The sequence below is a fragment of the Streptococcus cristatus genome, assembly GCF_003943815.1.
GTDB lineage: Bacteria > Bacillota > Bacilli > Lactobacillales > Streptococcaceae > Streptococcus > Streptococcus cristatus_F.
Window position 1 is genome coordinate 194,379 of the sequence record NZ_RJNA01000002.1, and the last position, 19,489, is coordinate 213,867.

Annotated in this window: 18 protein-coding genes and 3 pseudogenes; 4 read left to right on the forward strand and 17 right to left on the reverse strand. The window is 39.7% G+C overall.

What is annotated here, in order from left to right; translation table 11 throughout:
- The first annotated feature begins 105 nt into the window (after positions 1 to 105).
- On the forward strand, positions 106 to 993 hold the full coding sequence (locus tag D8872_RS02240; protein ID WP_125389781.1) for an RluA family pseudouridine synthase: 888 nt from the start codon (positions 106 to 108) through the stop codon (positions 991 to 993).
- A gap of 314 nt (positions 994 to 1,307) precedes the next feature.
- On the opposite strand, the gene D8872_RS02245 is transcribed toward D8872_RS02240, so the two are convergent.
- The 12 genes from D8872_RS02245 to comW form a co-directional block, all read right to left on the reverse strand.
- Complete coding sequence (locus D8872_RS02245; RefSeq protein ID WP_125389782.1) at positions 1,308 to 2,501, reverse strand: acetate kinase; 1,194 nt, start codon at positions 2,499 to 2,501, stop codon at positions 1,308 to 1,310.
- Positions 2,502 to 2,536: 35 nt separating this feature from the next.
- Entirely contained in the window at positions 2,537 to 3,502 is a 966-nt protein-coding gene (locus D8872_RS02250; protein ID WP_125389783.1) for a class I SAM-dependent methyltransferase, read from the reverse strand.
- Between the two features lie 80 nt (positions 3,503 to 3,582).
- A complete protein-coding gene (gene comGG / locus D8872_RS02255) occupies positions 3,583 to 3,981 on the reverse strand; it encodes a competence type IV pilus minor pilin ComGG (protein WP_125389784.1) in 399 nt (132 codons plus the stop codon).
- The gene (gene comGF, locus D8872_RS02260; RefSeq protein ID WP_125389785.1) at positions 3,962 to 4,399 is read right to left on the reverse strand and encodes a competence type IV pilus minor pilin ComGF; all 438 of its coding nucleotides are present in this window, start codon (positions 4,397 to 4,399) and stop codon (positions 3,962 to 3,964) included. The genes comGG and comGF overlap by 20 nt, the downstream gene beginning before the upstream one ends.
- On the reverse strand, positions 4,383 to 4,676 hold the full coding sequence (gene comGE / locus D8872_RS02265) for a competence type IV pilus minor pilin ComGE (RefSeq protein ID WP_185761366.1): 294 nt from the start codon (positions 4,674 to 4,676) through the stop codon (positions 4,383 to 4,385). Before comGE ends, comGF begins: the two co-directional genes overlap by 17 nt.
- Positions 4,642 to 5,076 (reverse strand): competence type IV pilus minor pilin ComGD, encoded by a 435-nt coding sequence (gene comGD / locus D8872_RS02270; protein ID WP_125389787.1) that lies wholly within the window; start codon positions 5,074 to 5,076, stop codon positions 4,642 to 4,644. Before comGD ends, comGE begins: the two co-directional genes overlap by 35 nt.
- On the reverse strand, positions 5,036 to 5,353 hold the full coding sequence (comGC, locus tag D8872_RS02275; RefSeq protein WP_125389788.1) for a competence type IV pilus major pilin ComGC: 318 nt from the start codon (positions 5,351 to 5,353) through the stop codon (positions 5,036 to 5,038). The genes comGD and comGC overlap by 41 nt, the downstream gene beginning before the upstream one ends.
- Positions 5,350 to 6,366 (reverse strand): competence type IV pilus assembly protein ComGB, encoded by a 1,017-nt coding sequence (gene comGB, locus D8872_RS02280; protein ID WP_125389789.1) that lies wholly within the window; start codon positions 6,364 to 6,366, stop codon positions 5,350 to 5,352. Before comGB ends, comGC begins: the two co-directional genes overlap by 4 nt.
- Positions 6,314 to 7,255, reverse strand: coding sequence for a competence type IV pilus ATPase ComGA (gene comGA, locus D8872_RS02285; protein ID WP_125389790.1), 942 nt, complete (start codon positions 7,253 to 7,255; stop codon positions 6,314 to 6,316). The genes comGB and comGA overlap by 53 nt, the downstream gene beginning before the upstream one ends.
- 85 nt (positions 7,256 to 7,340) lie before the next feature.
- Entirely contained in the window at positions 7,341 to 7,712 is a 372-nt protein-coding gene (locus D8872_RS02290) for a DUF1033 family protein (protein WP_125389791.1), read from the reverse strand.
- A gap of 134 nt (positions 7,713 to 7,846) precedes the next feature.
- Complete coding sequence (locus D8872_RS02295) at positions 7,847 to 9,115, reverse strand: CapA family protein (RefSeq protein WP_125389792.1); 1,269 nt, start codon at positions 9,113 to 9,115, stop codon at positions 7,847 to 7,849.
- A gap of 242 nt (positions 9,116 to 9,357) precedes the next feature.
- Positions 9,358 to 9,585, reverse strand: coding sequence for a sigma(X)-activator ComW (gene comW / locus D8872_RS02305; RefSeq protein WP_125389793.1), 228 nt, complete (start codon positions 9,583 to 9,585; stop codon positions 9,358 to 9,360).
- Positions 9,586 to 9,910: 325 nt separating this feature from the next.
- Here comW and D8872_RS02310 point away from each other — a divergent pair.
- Positions 9,911 to 10,836, forward strand: a pseudogene (locus D8872_RS02310) (transposase family protein).
- Between the two features lie 47 nt (positions 10,837 to 10,883).
- Positions 10,884 to 11,417 (forward strand): annotated as a pseudogene (locus D8872_RS02315) (transposase); the annotation flags it as partial.
- Positions 11,418 to 11,457: 40 nt separating this feature from the next.
- Here the strand turns inward: D8872_RS02315 and D8872_RS02320 are convergent.
- Positions 11,458 to 14,283 (reverse strand): SEC10/PgrA surface exclusion domain-containing protein, encoded by a 2,826-nt coding sequence (locus tag D8872_RS02320; protein WP_125389794.1) that lies wholly within the window; start codon positions 14,281 to 14,283, stop codon positions 11,458 to 11,460.
- Between the two features lie 151 nt (positions 14,284 to 14,434).
- Here D8872_RS02320 and D8872_RS02325 point away from each other — a divergent pair.
- Positions 14,435 to 15,594, forward strand: a pseudogene (locus D8872_RS02325) (IS256 family transposase); the annotation flags it as partial.
- Between the two features lie 71 nt (positions 15,595 to 15,665).
- Here D8872_RS02325 and D8872_RS02330 read toward each other — a convergent pair.
- From D8872_RS02330 to D8872_RS02345, 4 genes are all read right to left on the reverse strand, one after another.
- Complete coding sequence (locus D8872_RS02330) at positions 15,666 to 16,709, reverse strand: acyltransferase family protein (RefSeq protein WP_125389795.1); 1,044 nt, start codon at positions 16,707 to 16,709, stop codon at positions 15,666 to 15,668.
- 72 nt (positions 16,710 to 16,781) lie between these two features.
- Positions 16,782 to 17,882, reverse strand: a complete 1,101-nt coding sequence (glf, locus tag D8872_RS02335) for a UDP-galactopyranose mutase (protein WP_125389796.1) — start codon at positions 17,880 to 17,882, stop codon at positions 16,782 to 16,784.
- Between the two features lies 1 nt (position 17,883).
- The gene (locus tag D8872_RS02340; protein ID WP_125389797.1) at positions 17,884 to 19,305 is read right to left on the reverse strand and encodes a flippase; all 1,422 of its coding nucleotides are present in this window, start codon (positions 19,303 to 19,305) and stop codon (positions 17,884 to 17,886) included.
- Between the two features lie 40 nt (positions 19,306 to 19,345).
- Positions 19,346 to 19,489, reverse strand: coding sequence for a hypothetical protein (locus D8872_RS02345; protein WP_312023910.1), 144 nt, complete (start codon positions 19,487 to 19,489; stop codon positions 19,346 to 19,348).

Below are 19,489 nucleotides of genomic sequence, written 5' to 3' on the forward strand. Positions count from 1 at the left end.
CGCTACTTTCTACTCCTTTTAGCTTTCTTTAAGGAAATAACAGATCTGCTTTCCTCTTTCCAACGAAGCATTTCCAAATGGGCTAGTTTTTGCTACAATGAAAACATGAAATTTACTATTACCATCCCCACAAGCCTGCCTCCGATGACTGTCAAAGAACTGCTAGAAGAGCAGCTGCTCATCCCACGAAAGATTCGTCACTTTCTCCGAACCAAGAAACACATTTTGGTCAACGGTGAGTCCATCCATTGGCAAACTTTGGTCAAGCCTGGTGACAGCATTCAACTGACCTTTGACAAAGAGGATTATCCAGAAAAAGAACTCCCCGCTGGTCAGCCTCATCTGGTCGAGGAGCTCTACCAGGACGAGCATCTCATCATCGTCAACAAGCCAAACGGCATGAAAAGTCACGGAAATGAACCGACAGAGGTCGCTCTGCTCAACCATGTGTCAAGCTATGTCGGACAGACCTGCTATGTCGTCCACCGACTGGATAAAGAAACAAGCGGCGCCATCCTGTTTGCTAAAAATCCCTTTGTCCTCCCCATTCTCAACCGACTCTTGGAAAACAAAGAAATCGCCCGCGAATATTGGGCCCTTGCTCAAGGAAAATTTCCCAGCAAAACTATCGTCTATAAAGATAAAATCGGACGCGATCGCCATGACCGAAGGAAACGACTCGTTGATCCGAAAAAGGGCCTCTACGCTGAAACTCATGTGACCCGACTCAAGGACTTTGGCAACACGACTCTGGTCAAATGTCAATTGAAAACCGGACGGACTCATCAAATCCGCGTCCATCTCGCCCATCACGGCCATCCTATCGTCGGTGACCCCCTCTACCATCCTCAGCCCCAAGGTCGCCTCATGCTCCATGCCCACCGCTTGACATTGACTCATCCATTCACCCTAGAAACCATCAGCGTAGAAGCACCATCAGAGAGTTTTGAAGCAGAAATCAAACGGCACAAAAGCAAGACTAAAAAAGGATAGCTTGCCTGATTTCCGAGGCTCCAAGGCTAGCACTCCACATCGACAACTAGCCACAATTCTTTCAAAAAACAGATTTTCCCCAAAAAGACGATTCCCTACCGGACATCGTCTTTTTCTTCTCCTCTATCTAGCAACTTAGCATGCCAGATATCAACAAGCAGCAATCTTATCTTGATAGGTCATCTGCCTTATGCCAAATTGCTCCCCAGTCCATCTTTGACTACTAGCACCTCCACCTCGTTTTGAATCATCCTATCTGACCAGAGAATAATCACAAAGCCACAAGAAAAAGCTCAGCCTAGCCGAGCTTTTGATTATTGATTTTTAAAACGTTCTACATCACGCGCAATGACTAACTCTTCATCTGTCGGGATAACCAGAACTCTGACTTTAGCAGCTTCTGTTGAAATATCTCCTGTAGCACCAAAGAAATTCTTCTCTGGATCGACATCGCAGCCAAACCAAGAAATTCCTTCGATAACCATGCGACGGATAGTCACAGAGTTTTCACCGATACCAGCTGTAAAGATAATGGCGTCTGCTCCATTTAAAACAGCTAAATACTGACCAATGTATTTTTGAATGCGATCCACAAAAATTTCATTTGCCAATTGTGCCTTTTCATCACCTGCACGCATAGCTTCGTGAATATCGCGCATATCACTTGATTTCTCAGAAACGCCCAACAGTCCAGATTCACGGTTCAGAATTCGACTGATATCTTCTGGCGTGTTAAAGTCATCTGTATGTTGCATCAAGTATGGAATAATCGCTGGATCGATGTCACCTGTACGTGTTCCCATCATAACCCCACCAAGAGGAGTGAAGCCCATAGAAGTATCCACTGAGCGCCCCTTATCAACTGCTGTAATAGAAGCACCGTTTCCGATATGGCAAGTGATGAGTTTCAATTCTTCAATCGGTTTACCCAAAAGTTTCGCAGCTTCGTGAGCCACATACTCATGGCTGGTTCCATGTGCTCCGTATTTACGAACCTTATTTTCAGTGTAATACTTGGTTGGCAATGGATAGCGATAAGCCTTTTCTGGCATAGTTGTGTGGAATGATGTATCAAAAACAGCCACACTGGTAATGTCTGGAAGAAGTTGCTTGAAAGCACGGATACCGTCAGCATTGGCAGGATTGTGCAAAGGAGCCAATAGAGACAACTCTTCAATCTTTTCCAACACATCGTCAGTCACAAGAGCTGATTCTTTGAAATACTCGCCTCCAGCTACGACACGGTGCCCAACACCTGTGATTTCATCGTAAGATTGAATAATTTCAAACCGTTTCAAATCATCCAATAAAATTTTCACAGCTTGTGTATGATCAGCAATATCTAAGGTTTGGCGTTCAGAACGACCATCAAATTTAACCGTAGAGATTGAGTCCTTGAGACCAATCCGCTCAATCAAACCTTTAGCCAGCACCTTTTCTTCTGGCATTGAATAAAGTTGCCATTTTACACTCGAACTTCCAGCATTGATAGAAATAGTTTTTGACATCTCGTCACCTCTTTAAGCGTTTTCAAACTATTATATCAGAAATTTGTTCGAATTTCACTAACTTTGACCCAGTTTTGAAAACTTTCACGAAACTTTAAGATTTCATCCTGACTTTGCAAGTCCTGCAAAGGGTAGATAAACGGCTGAATGTCTGATTCGCCTTGTTTTCTCAGGACAAATATCGTCTTAGCATTCTGCCGGCTCGCGAAAATCTTTTCTGGCAGGGAAATCATTGCCAAGAGCTGAGCGCTAGACAGTAGCCATTTTTTCAGCAGGTGACTTTGTGGGCTCGTCAGCAGATTATTTGGGGCGAGAAAGATAGCATAGCCCCCCGGTTTTAAATATTTTAACGATTGTTCCATCAAGAGATGATGAGCATAAGTATGCTCCTCTGGACTGGCAACCTCATAACGAGCCGCCACGGCATCATCTGGATAATAGCCCACTGGCAAATCACTGACAATCAAGTCGCTTTCTTTCAGAACCTGAGGTCGCACCGCATCTCCTTGAGCAAAGTGTGCCTTAGAATTCATAACTTCGGCAATGCTGGCAGACAAATCAATCAGCAAATCGTCAATTTCTAGACCCAGATAATCCATGTTTTTTTGTGTGTGGTTAAGCAGAGTCTCCGCCAAATTGCCTGTTCCACTGCCGATCTCCAGCAAATCAACTCTCTCGTCTTGGGCCAACTGGTCGATCAAAAAACTCAGCAAGAAGCCGACCGAATCAGGTGTGAACTGATGATTGGCTTGTAGCGGCTCTGTCTGAGAAGCCTTCATAAAAATAAACTGATAAGCCCGACGCCACTCTTCCTTGGTCAAATGCAGGGCACGGAGTTTCTCATTATTTTTCAGAATTTCTTGTAATTCTGTATCTCCGTCCAGATAAATCCCATTCTGCTCAATCAAGGCATCATAGAAATTAGTTCCCAGCACATTTTGGATATTTTGCACGTTTTCTAAAAGTAGATGAAAAGCTCGTTCTATTTTTTCAAATTTCATGGCATCCTCCGTTGTCTTATGATACCAAAAAGAAGCCCTCTTTCCAAGGGCTATCGGATTACAAATCTTTTACATTTATATTAGTCGCTTCTCTTGTCAGTTGAAGGAGAGGGCGCTTTACTTTTTTTAGTATCTTTGGAGTCTTTAGCTTCTTTGTCCTTCTTCTCTGGCTCCTTTTTGCTCTCAAAATAGAAAGAATAACTCTTCTGATTGGCAAGTTGGCTGCTGACTTCCAGCATATTTCCCTGCCTGCGATAATGGGTGCTCCCTTTGTCAAAGGCTAACTGCCCGTTCTCCTCTGTGGCAGTCTCCTTGGTCAAAACAGCCAAGGCATAGGCTTCTGCCCGCTCCCGATTGGCTTGAAAGAGACGCTGATTGGCCACCTGCCGATTCAGATAAAACTGCAAGAGCAAGCTAAAGACAGCTGCCATAAAGAGGGCATAAAGCAAGATGCCTGCCTTAACTTTTATCTTGAACACGATAGATGTACTCTCTTTCTAAATTATTTTCAAACCGGAAGCGAAAGCGAACAAGGTCTCCCTCCCGACTGATCGGAGCAGCTTTAAGTCCATAGATCATGGGTTGATAGCCACGTCCCGAAGCATCCGTCTTGCGAAAATCATCACTCCGAGATTTGCCCAAAGCTATATGTTTGCCATCCTGTTTGACATAGATTTTATCGTTTTCGACTCGATCAAATTGGCTGCGCGATAGCTCCGTCTCCAACTGATCGACAAATAAGAGCCATTCCTGCTGCTTATTTTCCTGTTGATGTCGCAGTTCAAAAGCCAGAAGCTTGGTCATCGACTGAAAGACTAATATGCCACCGCTCAAGACCAGCAGGGCGACTAGAGTCTCCAAAAGTGTAAAAGCTTTGATTTTAACGTTTTTTAACACTGAGCACCTTCTCCTCTTGGTGGTAGATGGTTAATTGCTGGTCGGTCTTGATCTGGCGGACTGTGATGCCGTTGACTGTCAGATTTTCCTGTCCCGTCTGCATGGCCATCCGAGCAACCCGTAGGACTTCCTCCTCCTGCAATAAACGAGTCTGCTCCTGCCGCGACTGACTAATCTGGCCAAGCAGGAGGCTGGCAATAGCCGCAAAAACCGCCATTGCCACCAGAGCCTCCAGCAAAATGCTAGCCTCCATTCGTCGTCTTTTTAAATTTTCCATTGCCCATATAAAGCTGGTAAACAACCTTTTTATCCTCCGTTTGAAAAACAATTTTGCTGAGCGAAGAATTCCCGCCAGCCTGATCAAACTGAATGGTCTGAGGAGCATGTTCCTGCAAGGTCTTGGGAAATTCTACTTGCTGGTAGCCGTTGGAGATATTGCGCTCCGAAATGGTCAATTTAATCTTTTCATGTCCAGCCACACTTAGCTTTTGACTCTCCTGATAAAGATGCTCAAATTCTAGGAAAAACAGCTGCTCCTGCACTTGATTGAAACCAGCCTGAACAGAGCCAGATAAACCTAATAAAATGAAACTGACCACAAATAAAGCCAGGAGACTTTCCAGTAGTGTAAAAGCCTTAATCCGCAACTGCACGAGCTTCACTGCTGTTTTTTCCATAGTAAGCCTTATAGGATGCCACCTGCTTCTCGGTAATCCGACCATCAGCAACCAATTTCCCTAGAGTGGCTTTTTCATTAACATTCTTCAATTCATAAAGCTCAGCCTGACTTTCTACGACCTTGACTACGGCCGCATTGCCCGTATCTGAAACAGCATCCTTCTGCTTAGTCAAATTCGGGACAAACAAGAGCATCAAGACGCTGATGATGAGAAGGACGACTAACATTTCCACCAAAGTAAAGGCTTTAACCTTCAAAGTTTTTAATTTTTTCATAATTGAATCTCCATATTCTGATAAATTGGCAGCAACATGGCTGCATAAAGTAAAACGATAACAAGGGCGACAAAGACAAAGACGAGAGGCTGAATCAAATTCATGGCACGATTGATTCTCAGGAAAAACTCTTCCCAAGTCTTTTCAGCATACAGCTCCAATTCGTCACCCAACTTAGACTTGACCTCGCCGTATTCAATGATTAAGGCCAGCTCTTTCTTAAAGAAGGGGTAGGTGCCAACCTTCTCGGCATAGCCCTGACCTGCGCCTAGAGCCGTCTCCAAGTCTCGTCCTAGCTCCTGAAAGAGCTGAGAAGGTTGGTCCTGCATGATGAGAAAGATCTGGCTTAATTCCAGCCCTTGCCCAATCATATTGCCCCATTCACGCGCATAGTAGGCCGTCAGATAGGCCCGCACTAAGGCGCCAACAAAAGGAAACTTAGCCAAACGGCTGAAAAATCTCATCTTAGAGCTCTTGCGATAATAGAACCAGCCACCGCAAATCAGCAAACAATTCACCAGAACGCCTCCCAGAAAGATCTGCGGTAGATAATGAATGAACTGAGTGGCCATATTTTGACTGTCCAGCTGAGGCAGAAGGTAGCTGCGCAAGCCTAGCATAATCAGTACTAAAAACCCAAGCAGCATCAAGGGATAAGTCCCCACCTCAATCAATTTCTTACGGACCTTGGATAGATTTTCCAGATAATCTTCGATTTTACCCAAACTAAGATTTAGATTTCCGTGCAACTCAGACAAAGATAGCTGGGTGACCACATTATCGGAAAAGCCCAAACGCTTCATAATCTGGGAAAATGACTGACCCGCAGCCAGACCCGAACGCATTTCCGCGACATAGGCCTCCTCTAAAAGGGCACTCCGCCGTAGGAAATCAACAATCTCCGCCAGATGAAAACCGCTGGTAAAGAGGTTGCGGAACAGCTCGATAATCTTCTTTTGCTTAGGCGTAGATAATTTTTTCCGCCTGCCTTTGATCAGCTGTGATATGTCCATCTGCAAAAAGCTGGTCAATCTGCTGGTTCCAGAGACTGGCTTCGTGCTGTTGATAGTCTTGGTTGACAAAGTCGATCACACCTCCTCCCCCGATTAAGCGCTGATAACAAACGCCCTGTAACACCATGCGCAGCTCATCCTCACTGACACCCAGCTCTAGCAGGCGCTCATACACTCCGCGAATGCTCTTAGCATGAATAGTTGAAAAGACCGTAGCCCCTGTCAAACTAGCCCTTACCACCGCTCGGGCCGTTTCTTGGTCGCGGATTTCCCCGATAATCAAGAGATCCGGCCTGTGGCGCAGAGACAGCTTGATGAGGCTGTCATAGGTCATCCCGATCGTTTCATTCAGCTGAAGCTGGAGCATGTTTTCCTGCTTGATTTCCACAGGGTCTTCGATAGACATGACCTGTTGTTGGCCAAATCTCATCTGAGCCAGCTGGTGCATCAGCGTCGTCTTTCCACTACCAACTGGTCCTGAAAAGAGATAAAGGCCGCGAGAATTTACTTTTTTACGAAGATCAGGCAGATTGTCAAACCAGAAACGCAGCTCACGCTCCTCATCGTGTAAAAGTCGAATCACCAAGCTCTCATAGCCACGGTAATCGCCGACGGTTGACAGACGGAGCGAGACCGTCACATCTCCACAATCATAATCGCAGGAACCTAGCTGGCTGCGCCTCTTCTCCCCGACATTCATGCCTGAGACAAACTTAAAATGGCTGATGACTGCCGATAATAAATCAAAGTCATAGGTCTGAATGAAGCGCCGCTCATCTCCCACCCGCATATAAAGCTCATAGCAGGAGCTCTTGGGAATCAGATAGATATCTTGGGCCGCTTCCTGCCTGGCCAATTGAATCATTTCCTTTGCAATTTTTTGAACCATAAGTCCTCCTCACCTTACTATTCGCACAAAATGAGGAAAAATAAAAAAAGAATGAAGAAATTTTCTCCATTCTTTGACTTTTATCCTACCTAGCCCGCACTTTAATTTTGCAAATACGGTGTTTTTCAGTAGCATTTTGCTTACGGTAGCCTGGACGATACTTGCTCTTGGGGACCTTACTTTCATTTTCTAACAAAAGCAGGGAGTGGTATTGCTGAATATCTTCATTGCACTCCTCACACCAACGTTGATCGGTCGGATCCCAGAAAATCGTCATCAGATCACTGCGACTTTTATAAAGTGGCGATGCTTCAGACATCTCTAACCAGCGGTGTTTATAGTATTTGAGAGCGGTGTAATAATCATCGAAATACCTTTTTTCAATGATATCATCCTCCCAACCATCTAAAAACCACCAGGGCTCATAATCGCCATACATTTCTATTACGCTGTACATACCTGTCCCCTTTTGTATCCTATATTATATATAAAATTCTTTGATAATGAAACTATTTTGCTCGTAGGCTCTATAATAGTTCGTTTTTCAACAAAAAAAAGCAAAGAAACAAAAGGAAGTGTCCTTTTCTGTGCTTAATTCCAATTCAGATGCACATGCTCTTTCATTTCCTTATAGGCCGTATCAATCCGATCTTTGGTCGCCTGATCCAGCTGATTGCGATATTTTCCCCCCTCAATGAAGTCTTCTAAGATAAGGGTTTGATAAGTATAAAGCGGATAACCCTCTGGTGAATAAGTTCCCTTTTCCACACGGCTGACCCAGCTTGGATGTGCCTGAGCTTTTTTGATAATGGTCCCCTTATCCGTCTTTTCAATGGTCACATCCATCAAGACTCCACGCTCGGTCCACTCAGCCGTATCCACACCAGCCATGGTTTCAATCCGCTGATTGGAGATAAAATTCCCCATGGAATAGATAATCAACTTCTTCTGCCCATCTTTTTCAAGAATTTCTGAAGGTTGCACCACGTGCGGATGCCCACCAAAAATGATGTCCGCTCCCCAGTCCACCATCTTATGATAAAGCTCAACCTGCTCCTCATTTGGCTCCAGCTGATATTCGATCCCCGTCTGTGGCATGACTACTGTGATGTCCGCTTCTTTCTCCGCCTGCTTAATCTCCGCCTTCATCTTATCCTCATCAAAGGTGGATAGGTGATGATCCATCTCCTTCTGACTGAGATTGGACTCCAAGCCATTAAAGCCATAAGAATAAGCCAAAATAGCAATCTTGATACCTTTTACCTCTTTGATCAGAATGGGCGCTTTATCCCTATTTTTGTGAGTATAGACGCCGACTGGGCTAATCCCGTGATTTTCAAAGGCTTTGGCAGTCGTAAAGACTCCCTCAAGCCCTGAGTCTAGGATGTGATTATGGGCCAGGTCCACCACTTGGTAGCCAGCATCTTTGATGGCGGGGACAACAGCCTCCGGAGCATTGAAAAGCGGATAGCCTCCCAAAGGATAGTCCGAGCGAATGGTTCCTTCAAAATCCCCTAAGACCAAGTCACCTTGCTGGAGCCAGTCCTTGACATAGGTGAAATTTTCCGAAAAATCATAGCTACCATCGGCCTTTTGAGCGCTCATATAAAGCCCATCGTGGTACAAAAGGTCGCCATTAGCCATAATGCGAACCGTTTTCGAGTCATCCTTCTTTCCTGCAACCGAAGAGGACTTGGGAGCATCTTTAGCAGCATTCCTACCGCTTCCCTTAGGCATCCCCATAATGCTTTGGAAGAATAAAATTGCTGCCGCTGATACAAATACCGCTCCCAGCAAGACAAGGATAAAAGTACGATTACTTACTGCTGCTTGTCGCTTGATTTCAGATCTTTTCTCCATTTTGCCAACCTCCATATTACTTATATTTTATCATAAATTATCCTCCCAAGGGAATAAAAAAGAGTCTGGGACAAAAGTCCTAGCCTCTCAATTGTCTTTGGAATGTCGAGCAAGACGCAGTGGTTGAGTGGGCTCTACTACGCTGATTTCATCAGCTTTTACAGCCCTACTCAACTGTGCAGAGGTGGGACGACGAAATCGAATTCTAACGAATTACCGATTTCTGTCCCACTCTCTAAATATCAGGCCGAGCTCAGCATCAAGGACTGCAAATACCAGCGGTAAGCCGCCCGATAATGATAGGCATTAAAAAACTTCATCTCCCCGATATCATAGCGCATCAAATAGTAAATCAGATAGCGCAGATGCAGGCTTTCCCACTCCGTGCTAGCCTTTTGACAATGAGCATACTCAGCCTCAAGCTCTCCATAGTAATCGCTGAATCGTTTATAAATTTCTTGAATTTCCATTATAGCTCCAATCTTTTTGCTTTAACACTAGTTTAACGCAAAAAGAAGAGGATTAGGGGCAAGAATCTTAACTTGTCTCATTTAAGAGCTAAAAGGTAGGGGTAGTCACTAGAAAATGACATTTCAGGGAATATTTTTGACATTTGGGGGTTAGGGGGTAAGCCTTTGATAATCNTTTACGATTTAATACTCTAAATTTAAAACTCAACTTGAATAGTTTACACTAAACTAAACAAAAATTATAAAGGGTTCTACATTAAAGGAATAAGAAAATTTTATGTTTAGAAAACCACGTCGCATTTTTGCAGATGACTTCAAACAATAGATCATTTCCCTTTATACTACTGGGAAAAAGGATAGTAACGTTATTATGGAATATGATCTTACCCCTTTAACTTTCTATAATTGAGTCAAACAAGCCAGAACTACTAATTCATTTAAAACTATTAATAATTTTACGGATGAACAGTGAGAATTCATTACTCATAGAAAGGGTAATAAAGAACTTAAAATGCAGATTGATATCCTAAAAACAAGCAACAGTGATGTTGGCAAAAAGGAGAAAAATAACTGCTAACAAGGATGATACAGCATTTCTACCATGTGTAGATTCCTAAAAAACAAGAAATTTAGCTTTCACGACGTCTAATCCATCGAATCATGAAGAGATTAAACTTGATCTAAGCGTATCAGAAAGCAAGTTTCAACACCCATTAAAAAAGAAAAAATGAAACTCCAGCTCCAATCATGTAGACAGAGAATTCGACAACTACAAGTCCTTAGAAGTGTTGGTAACTGATTTGACTTATGTCCGAGTTGGGATACGTTGAATCTATGTCTATTTTATCATCTATCTCTATAACCTAGAAATTATAGAGTTATCCGATGGCTAGCCCAAGACAAATGACTTAATCAAAGAAGCTTTACGGAGCATTCCTTATGCTTTAACTGAGGTCTATCTCTTTAATTCTGGTAGGACAAAAGAGTTTGACAATGCTTCAATTGATGAAATACTTCAATCTTTCAATATTGCTCATTCACTGAACCAATCTGATTGTCCCTACGACAATGCTTTAGCTGCAAGTACTTAACATGCTTTCAAGCTTGAATTACTCAATCAAGAGAGTATTCAAGCTTAAAAATAATTAACTATTAATTAAGACAAGAAATTATGTCCACTAGTGAAATATTCACCGGTTTCATGACAATCTTAATTATCAAACACCCATGACAATGAGGTTAATGAGTTAAATCAATACACTTTATAAATTTTGTACAGCAAACTGTTGCCTTTTCAACAACATCTCAGCCGTGCTATGAGCCGTGTTCGTGTTCAAATCATGAATCAATTGGATCGAAAATCGCACGAGTATAAGGCACTGAAACGCTACTGGAAACTCATCCAACAAGATAGTCGCAAACTAAGTCATAAACGCTTTTATCGTCCGACTTTTCGTACGCATTTGACAAACAAAGAGATTCTGGAAAAGCTGCTCTCTTACTCTCAAGAATTCAGAGAACATTATGAAATCTACCAACTCTTGCTTTTTCATTTTCAAGAGAAACAATCTGAACATTTCTTTGGACTCATTGAAGATACAATTTCTTGTATAAATCCTATCTTTCAAACTGTTTTTAAGACTTTTCTTAAGAACAAAGATAAAATTATCAACGCCCTTTCCAACGCCAAACTAGAAGCAACCAATAATCTCATTAAACTCATCAAACGCAATGCCTTGGGTTTTCGGAACTTTGAAAATTTCAAAAAGCGTATTTTTATCGCTCTAAACATCAAAAAAGAAAGGACGAAATTTGTCCTTTCTCGAGCTTAGCTGACTTCAACCCACTACAGTTGACAAAGAGCCACAAAAATCATTTTTCTTCTTTTTTTCTTGCTATTAATCCTAAAGAAGTAGTTGCTGCAATAATCGCAAATACAATTGATAATTTTGAATTTTTCATACCTGTCGTAGGAAGTTTTTGGTTGCTCCCTTTATTAACAGCCAGTTGATTTACTTTCGGTGCCATATAAACTACTTGAGATTTTGAAACTGCTTGATTAGTTTTGCCTTTAATATCATCTCTAGGAACAACTGGTTGAACTGGTAAATTCTCTTTCTTGGTACCTACCAGAATGATTTCGTCAACAGGTTTCTCTAATACCTCTTCACTATCAACTATACGACCAACTTCTTCTCCAGAAGATTTAAAGACTATAGTCTTAACTTTTTTACGACCATTTATACCTTTAAGTTTAACAACACGCTCGCCTTCTTTAAGTGATGAGTCTAATTCTTCCACAATATTAAACTTGATGTCTTCTTCTTTAACTTCTTCATAAAAATTTAATTCAGGATTTTCAGGTTGAGTCAAAGTAGAAATATATTGTTTTAGAAGTTTTTTATACTCTTCTTCAAATTTAACTAGCTCAGTTTGTTTCTCAGCTAAGGATTTATGAAGTTCTTCAACCTTGGCATCCGCATTTTTTTTAGCTACTTTAGCAAGTTCCAATGCTTTTGCTGCATTTTCAAGAGAACGTACTAATTCTTCTGCTTGATCTTTAGCAGCTACTTTAGTCATCACTAGAGAAGCAGTAGCCTGAACATCTTTTTCAGCTTTAGCTAATTTAGTTTGAGCAACAGTAAGAGTCGCCTTCGCTTTTTCAGCAGCCTGCTTAGCAGTTGCTAACGCTGCTTTAGCCTTATTAAGCTCGTCAGCTCTATTAGTCGCATCTTGACGTAAGTTGTTTAATTTAGCTTCAGCGTCAGTAAGAGCTTTTTCAGCAACTGTAAGTTTATTAGTTGCATCAGTAAGAGCTTTTTCAGCAGCTGGTAATTGTGCCTTGTATTGCTTCGCAGTCTCTAAGTTGTTTTGTGCTTTAGTAACATCAGCTTTAGCATCATTAACTGCTTTTTCAGCTGCTTGCTTTTTCGCACTATATTCTTTTGCAGCTGTTGGATCATTTTTGATTTCAGTTGCATTGAATTTAGTTGGATCAGTTACAATACTATTTGTATCTTGTCCAGGTTCTTTATTTTCTCCAGCTGTTTGGAAGTTGTGGACAAAGATTTCAAGGTTGTTAAAGTATCTATAAGCCTTATATCCATTACTATAAACAGGATTTGGATTAAATTTAACAGATGCAGTAACACTTGTTGCATTGTATTCAGAAGCTTTACGCCCTAGTTTGTTTCCTGTCCCATCTTTACGGAAAGCGATACTTCCACCAATAGATAGTGCATTTTCCCATGCACGGTGAGAATTTGCACCAGTATAATCTTCGTTGTTAGTGAACATTTTACTATTATATGCCTCGAAGATATACTCTTTTAATTGTCCCATTGTCATAATAGGTCTACGAGTGTTTTCTTTCATAACTTCTTCGATAGACTTAGGTATTTGACCTTTAGTAGCAGGAATTAATGTTTTATTATCTTCCGTATTTTGCCATGTTTTAGCATTTGCAAAAATTATATCACTTTGGTTTTGATTCTCACCAGTTTTGTACGACAAACCATTTGCTTTTGCTGCAGCATTAATTCCAGCGTAGTCAGGTTTAGCATAAGTTTCTTTTACTTTTGCATATTTTTTGTTACGAGCATCAGCAGCTTCGTTAGCGAATTTTTCCATACCTACAGTTGTTTTAACTTTAGGGTTTCCTAGTTGTTCACGGATTTGGTTAACAATGTGAAGACCGAATAAGTTAATTTCTCTCTTCTGATCAGCTGTTAAGTTCCAAATATCAACTTTACGTGTGTCAGTTGTATTAGTGTAGGTATTTTTAGCCATATTAGTTTTTGCTAATTGTTTTAATTTTTCAGCATTAGCAGTTACTTCAGCTTGGTTTCTTGTGCTAAGTTCGTTGGCACGTCCATCACCAGTGTTATTTGGATCATTTTCACCCATTAATTCAGCACGTTTATTTAATGCAGCTGCAAAATCAGCTCCTAAGTTAAATTTAACATCAGAGAAATTGTATGCTTGTGGCTTTTCTCCAAGATCTTTAAGCGCTTTTTCTTTATCTGCTAAAGTTTGTTTTTTTATAGTTAAATCGTTTTCTTTAACAGCCAGATTCTTAGCTGCAGCTTCATCAGCTGCTTTAGCTGTATCTTTTGCTTTCTCCGCAACTTCTTTTGCTTTTTCAGCTTTTGCTCTTTCAATAGCAGCTTTTGCTTTAGCCTCTTCAGCTGCAACTAGAGAAGGAACTCCATTTTCTAAGTCTTGTACTTTTTTAGTAGCAGCTTGTACACCTGCATTCGCTTTTTCGATTTCTGATTGTTTTGTTGCTACATCTTTAGCAAGAGCATCTCGAGTAGCTTTTTTTGCATTTATATCAGCCTTAGCGATATCAGTATCAATACTAGCTTTCGTAGCATCAACTTTAGCTTTTTGGATGTTTGCTGGAGTTGCTTCTTTTGCTATCTCCGCCGCAGCTTTTTCATTCTCTATCGCTTGTTTTGCATCAGCTTCTGCCTGCTTTAAGCTAATTTCTTTTTGCTCGATTATTTCTTTAGTCTCTGTTACTTTTTTCTCAGCATCTGAAACTTGCTTATCAGTAACTGGCTTAAAAGATTCTGATTCTGTAGCCTCGTTACCAACTAGTTGATTGCTTGTTTCAGCCGCACTTACTTGGTGAGCAGAGAATGCCATTAAAGCCGCCGTAGTTGACACCAATGCTGTTTTAATTTTCTTATCCATTAGTTTATAGTCTCCTAGAAATTTTATGTATAATCAATATTAATTATATCATTTTTTTGATTCTTTTCAACTTATTTATTCATATAGTACAATAGGGTAAAAAGGAATAAATCCGTTATAGTGAAATATTACTAGAAAGAAATTTATTCCTATGTCCCCGTTTACCACAGGGTCGCTTCACTCCCTAGCCCAAAAACAAAATATCAGCGAATTTTTCTGTTCTTCCATTGAAACAGCTATGAATGATCTACTTCAAGCAGAATCATCCACCTTTTGAGATATGAACTTTATGATGAGAAGTTTATAATATCGGTAGCAGTCGCAATGGAGCTTATTCAAAAAAATTTTAAAACTAAATATGGCAAGATTCATCTGACCATCCCTAGAGATCGAAATGGGAATTTTAGTCCAGCTTTAATACCAGCTTATGGACAGCCTGATGATTATTTATAAAATATAATTATTAAATTTTATCAGATAGGGATAACGACTTGGGAGATCAGCGATATCCTAAAGCGCATGTACGGTCATCACTATAGTCCAACCACGATTTCCAACATCTCAAAAGCAACTAAGGAGAATGTGGCTGTTTTTCATGACCGAACATTAGAAGCTAATTATCTGTCTTATTTCTTGACGGAACTTACCTTCCATTAAGACGAGAAAATATCAGTAAAGATGGCACTTGTAACCACACCATAAGGACCGAAAACTATTCTAGGTTACGAGATTGCCCCAAATAAAAACAATGCTTCTTAGTCAGATCTTCTGGATAAGATTCACAAATACGGGAGCTAGCTAGTTTCCCCTGTGGCGATAAATGGATTTAAGGGACTTGACCAGATTATAGGAAGGCCTATCCATTAGCCAAGTAACAGTATCGGTTGATTCATGTCAGTCGCAATCTAGCTAGTAAAGTGAAACGAACCGATAAAGCAGTTATTCTGATACAGTATAAGAGGATTTATCGTTTGAATACGCCGAAAGAGGCAGAATAAGCCCTAGATACCTTTATCATCGAATGGAAACCCAAATACGGGAAAGCAAGGGAGAATCTAGAGTTAATGGACGTTCTTTTAACTCTTTATCAGTTGCCCCATCAGATTTGGTTTAGTATCTACTCAACCAATCTCATTGAATCACTCAACAAGGAAATCAAATACCAAACGAAGAAGATTTTCCCCTAATGAGAAAACTCTGGAGCATTATTTGGTGACCTTGTTTGAAGATTACAATTCAGGCAAAGTTAACGAATATCGAATATATAGAGGAATTGGGCAATGTTCTGGCACGCTGGAAAGCCTATTAATTAACATTCCTCAGCTCTACTTAAGTGTTTACGCAAAATTATTGATAGAATCTATATTACACTACATTATTCTCTATTTTTGTTTTTTTAAATATTTCATTGGGTAAAATACAAAATCTCCATAAGGTATTTTTTTAGCTACATAAAGTATGATAATCGAACCAAACCAACCCATTAAGAGTCCCAAAATTACATGAAGGAAGACATTCCCAACACCTAACTTCAATAAAGTTATTCTAGTTACAGAAACTATTGGGGCATGTAACAGATAAATTACTAAACTATCTTTTCCTATCTTTCGGAAATATTCGCCAAAACCTTTTACCGTATTCAAAATCGGATAAGAAGCCATAGCTAAAATTACAGAAAATGGAAAAATAAACCCTTTAACCCCTGGTCTGTCATAAGAAACATAGAAAGTCGGAGAAGTTAATTGCCAACATATTAAGAACACCGCAATAGAAATAATTGTAATACAGCTAACCAATTTCCATCTATTTACTAGCCGCTTCCAAATACCCGAGTGTTTAAGCCAAGAACCTAATAAAAAGAAGAAAGCCCAGAGTAAAATTTTCTGCACCACATAGATATTTACAGGTGTAAAAATAGAAATAAAATAAGCAACAATGCTAATGATAAATAAATGACGGTAGGATTTTATCCAAATAGAAAGGAAGGCAACGACTAGGTAAATCCACCAAAGAACATAGAGATACCAGGATACACCAAGTGGTGTTTGATAGATATTTACTAAATCCCAAAAAGAAGCTGCATTTCTTACCGTTGCACCACCTATTTTTTGAAGGATAAACTGTACAATTGAATAAAACAAATACGGAATTCCTAAGATAATTGTTTTTTGTTTTACAAATTTCACATAGCTCTTCAAGTCCGCAACTGGTTTAAAGAAAAATCCTGACAAGGCATAGAATACCGGAATATGGAACAAATAAAAAACCTGCGTCACAAATAATAACCATTGATTGCTATCCTCAAATCGTTTAGATTCAAATAACCCTAAAACAACATGTCCAAAGACAACCATTAAAACTGTTAAACCTTTCCCAAAATCTATCCATTCGATACGTTTAGGATTCTGTTGACTATAAGCATTCATTTCTTTCTCTATCTCCTATTAAGATTAATAAAATGAGGAAAAGAAGTATTTCCTCATTTTAACATCAAATCTTTAGCTACCAAACTCTTTTTCTACTACATTAAGTGCTCGCTCAATAACCACATGCATATCATAATATTTATAGTCCGCTAAACGTCCACAGAAGATAACCTTATCATTCTTTGAAGCTTCCTCTTGGTACTTAGCAAACATAGTATTATTTTTCTCATCGTTAATCGGATAGTAGGGTTCATCCCCACGTTTCCAGTCAGCCGGATATTCACGCGTGATAACTGTCTTTGGTTGCGTTCCATATTCGAAATGCTTATGTTCGATAATACGAGTATAAGGAATCTCACGCTCTGTATAGTTCACTACAGCATTCCCTTGATAATTTTCCTCGTCCAAAGTCTCATGTTCAAATCGAAGGCTACGGTATTCTAACTCTCCGTGTTTGTAGTCAAAATATTGGTCGATCATTCCTGTGAAGACAACTTTCTTAGCAGATGCTTCCAACTCTTCACGGTGAGCAAAGAAATCTACTCCAAGTTCAACTTCTACGTCTTTAAGCATGTTTTCAATAATCACATTATAACCACCAATAGGAATTCCTTGGTAACGGTCATTAAAATAGTTATTATCAAATGTTAGACGAACTGGAAGGCGTTTAATGATAAATGGAGGCAGTTCTGTCGCTGAGCGGCCCCACTGCTTTTCAGTATAACCCTTGATCAACTTTTCATAGATATCCGGACCAATCAACTTGATAGCTTGTTCTTCCAGATTTTTCGGCTCAACATCCTTCATATCAGCTGTCTGCTCAGCAATCTTATCCTTCACTTCCTGTGGAGTTTTTGTGCCCCACATAGCATAGAAGGTGTTCATATTGAAAGGAAGATTATAAAGACTTCCTTTGTAGTTTGCGACAGGTGAGTTGATATAGTTGTTAAACTCAGCGAATTGATTGACATAGTCCCAGACTTCTTTATTAGAGGTATGAAAGATATGGGCACCATATTTATGAACATTGATATCTGCAACATTCTCACAGTAGATGTTCCCACCTATGTGATCACGTTTATCAATCACTTTTACTTTTTTACCACGTTTTGTAGCTTCGTGTGCGAAGATTGCTCCAGACAAACCAGCTCCAACGATTAGATAGTCGTACATATTACACTCCATTACTTTTTATGATTTGTTTTAATTCTTTCACATCTATTACTTTCATAGATAAAATTTCAAAAAGATAAATGATTCCACCAAGCACTGCAAATGCTAGAACATTTATAGTCGGCGAAAAATGTATAAATGTTTTTGAACCTAGCAAAATGCCATACATAATAGCGGATGCTAGGACAATTTTTGTCATAGATCCAATAATAGGAACTTCTTTTAGATATACGCGGGTGAAAAATAATTGGATTCCCCATACAAGAGCTTCTGTCAACACTGAGACAATCGCTGCCCCTATATAACCAAGCTTAGGGAGAAATAACAAGTTCAAACCAACACTGAGAATCGCAGGCACAGTTGTTGAAACCATAAATTCCTTATTTTTATTGTGTGGAATCAAAATTTGAATTCCCATAATATTGGTCCAACCGATAAAGAACATGCGGAAAATCATAATAGAAATTGCATAGCGTGCATCTTGAAAGTCCTTCCCAAGGAAAAATTGAACAAAATCATCATTGACAATTAAGATTCCAGCTATAATTGGAAAAATAACTAAATTATAAATCAAGAAAGCTAGCTCATGCATCTTGTTCACAGCTTTATGATCACCCTTTGATAATAGACTAGATACTCGTGGCAACATGACACTCCCTAGTGAAGTTACTAAGGTCAATAAAATATTCACCAATTTCAAAGCTTGATCATAAATTCCCACATCTCTTGTAGAAGCTAGCGCTCCTAACATTGTACGATCTAAAGTCACATAAAGCGAGATAGCAATCTGCGGTAAGAATAGCAAAATAATAGGCTTCAAATGATGTTTGGCGTATCCTAAATCAAAATGTGGTTTTCCAATAAATTCACGAGCTGGGACCCACATACTTAACTGACCTAACAATTCAAATGCTGTTAGAAGAAAAACATACAAGTATAAATCACTCGCTGATTTTATAAACAAGAAAATAGCACTTACACCAACAAGCTTCACTGTGATATTCCTTGCCGTAATCTTACGAAAATCTTCTAACCCTTGAAACAGCCATGAAATATCTAGGCCTTTAGAAACCAAACTCAATCCCAATATATACGCCACTGGATTTTGCATTGTAGAGATCCCCATGCACAAGAGAATATATAAGAGAATCGATAATAATGCTGCACCAAATTGTAGGGTGTATATACCCCAGAAATTTTTTTTGATTTCCTTTCGGTTACCTGAAATCTCCTTAGTCCCATAGTTAGCAACCCCTAAAGTCGCTAACAAGATGAAATAGGTAACAATAGAATTAAAATAGCCATATATCCCCAAATCATCTGAGCTAAAGACTCTAGTAACATAAGGTGTGGTTATTATTGGTAGAATAATAACCAATAATTGATATGAGAGATTATATGCGTAATTTTTTAGAACTTTCATTATTTTCTACTTCTAAACATATTTCTATTAATCTGCAAATTTACAATTCAAAACTTGATTTATCAGGGAATTTAGATTGAAATGCTTGATGTATTTTTTGATCATATTCAGAGAATTTCCCATCTTCATCCGTATCGTTGATACAAATAATTTTGTATTTCTCATTTTGAATAGCTTGCTGTAT

Bases quoted from the DNA above. Each gene is read 5' to 3' on its own strand.
- D8872_RS02240 (WP_125389781.1), top strand. From the start codon at position 106: ATGAAATTTACTATTACCATCCCCACAAGCCTGCCTCCGATGACTGTC.
- D8872_RS02245 (WP_125389782.1), bottom strand. From the start codon at position 2,501: ATGTCAAAAACTATTTCTATCAATGCTGGAAGTTCGAGTGTAAAATGG.
- D8872_RS02250 (WP_125389783.1), bottom strand. From the start codon at position 3,502: ATGAAATTTGAAAAAATAGAACGAGCTTTTCATCTACTTTTAGAAAAC.
- comGE (WP_185761366.1), bottom strand. From the start codon at position 4,676: ATGGAAAATTTAAAAAGACGACGAATGGAGGCTAGCATTTTGCTGGAG.
- comGD (WP_125389787.1), bottom strand. From the start codon at position 5,076: ATGGAAAAAACAGCAGTGAAGCTCGTGCAGTTGCGGATTAAGGCTTTT.
- comGC (WP_125389788.1), bottom strand. From the start codon at position 5,353: ATGAAAAAATTAAAAACTTTGAAGGTTAAAGCCTTTACTTTGGTGGAA.
- comGB (WP_125389789.1), bottom strand. From the start codon at position 6,366: ATGGACATATCACAGCTGATCAAAGGCAGGCGGAAAAAATTATCTACG.
- comGA (WP_125389790.1), bottom strand. From the start codon at position 7,255: ATGGTTCAAAAAATTGCAAAGGAAATGATTCAATTGGCCAGGCAGGAA.
- D8872_RS02290 (WP_125389791.1), bottom strand. From the start codon at position 7,712: ATGTACAGCGTAATAGAAATGTATGGCGATTATGAGCCCTGGTGGTTT.
- D8872_RS02295 (WP_125389792.1), bottom strand. From the start codon at position 9,115: ATGGAGAAAAGATCTGAAATCAAGCGACAAGCAGCAGTAAGTAATCGT.
- comW (WP_125389793.1), bottom strand. From the start codon at position 9,585: ATGGAAATTCAAGAAATTTATAAACGATTCAGCGATTACTATGGAGAG.
- D8872_RS02320 (WP_125389794.1), bottom strand. From the start codon at position 14,283: ATGGATAAGAAAATTAAAACAGCATTGGTGTCAACTACGGCGGCTTTA.
- D8872_RS02330 (WP_125389795.1), bottom strand. From the start codon at position 16,709: ATGAATGCTTATAGTCAACAGAATCCTAAACGTATCGAATGGATAGAT.
- glf (WP_125389796.1), bottom strand. From the start codon at position 17,882: ATGTACGACTATCTAATCGTTGGAGCTGGTTTGTCTGGAGCAATCTTC.
- D8872_RS02340 (WP_125389797.1), bottom strand. From the start codon at position 19,305: ATGAAAGTTCTAAAAAATTACGCATATAATCTCTCATATCAATTATTG.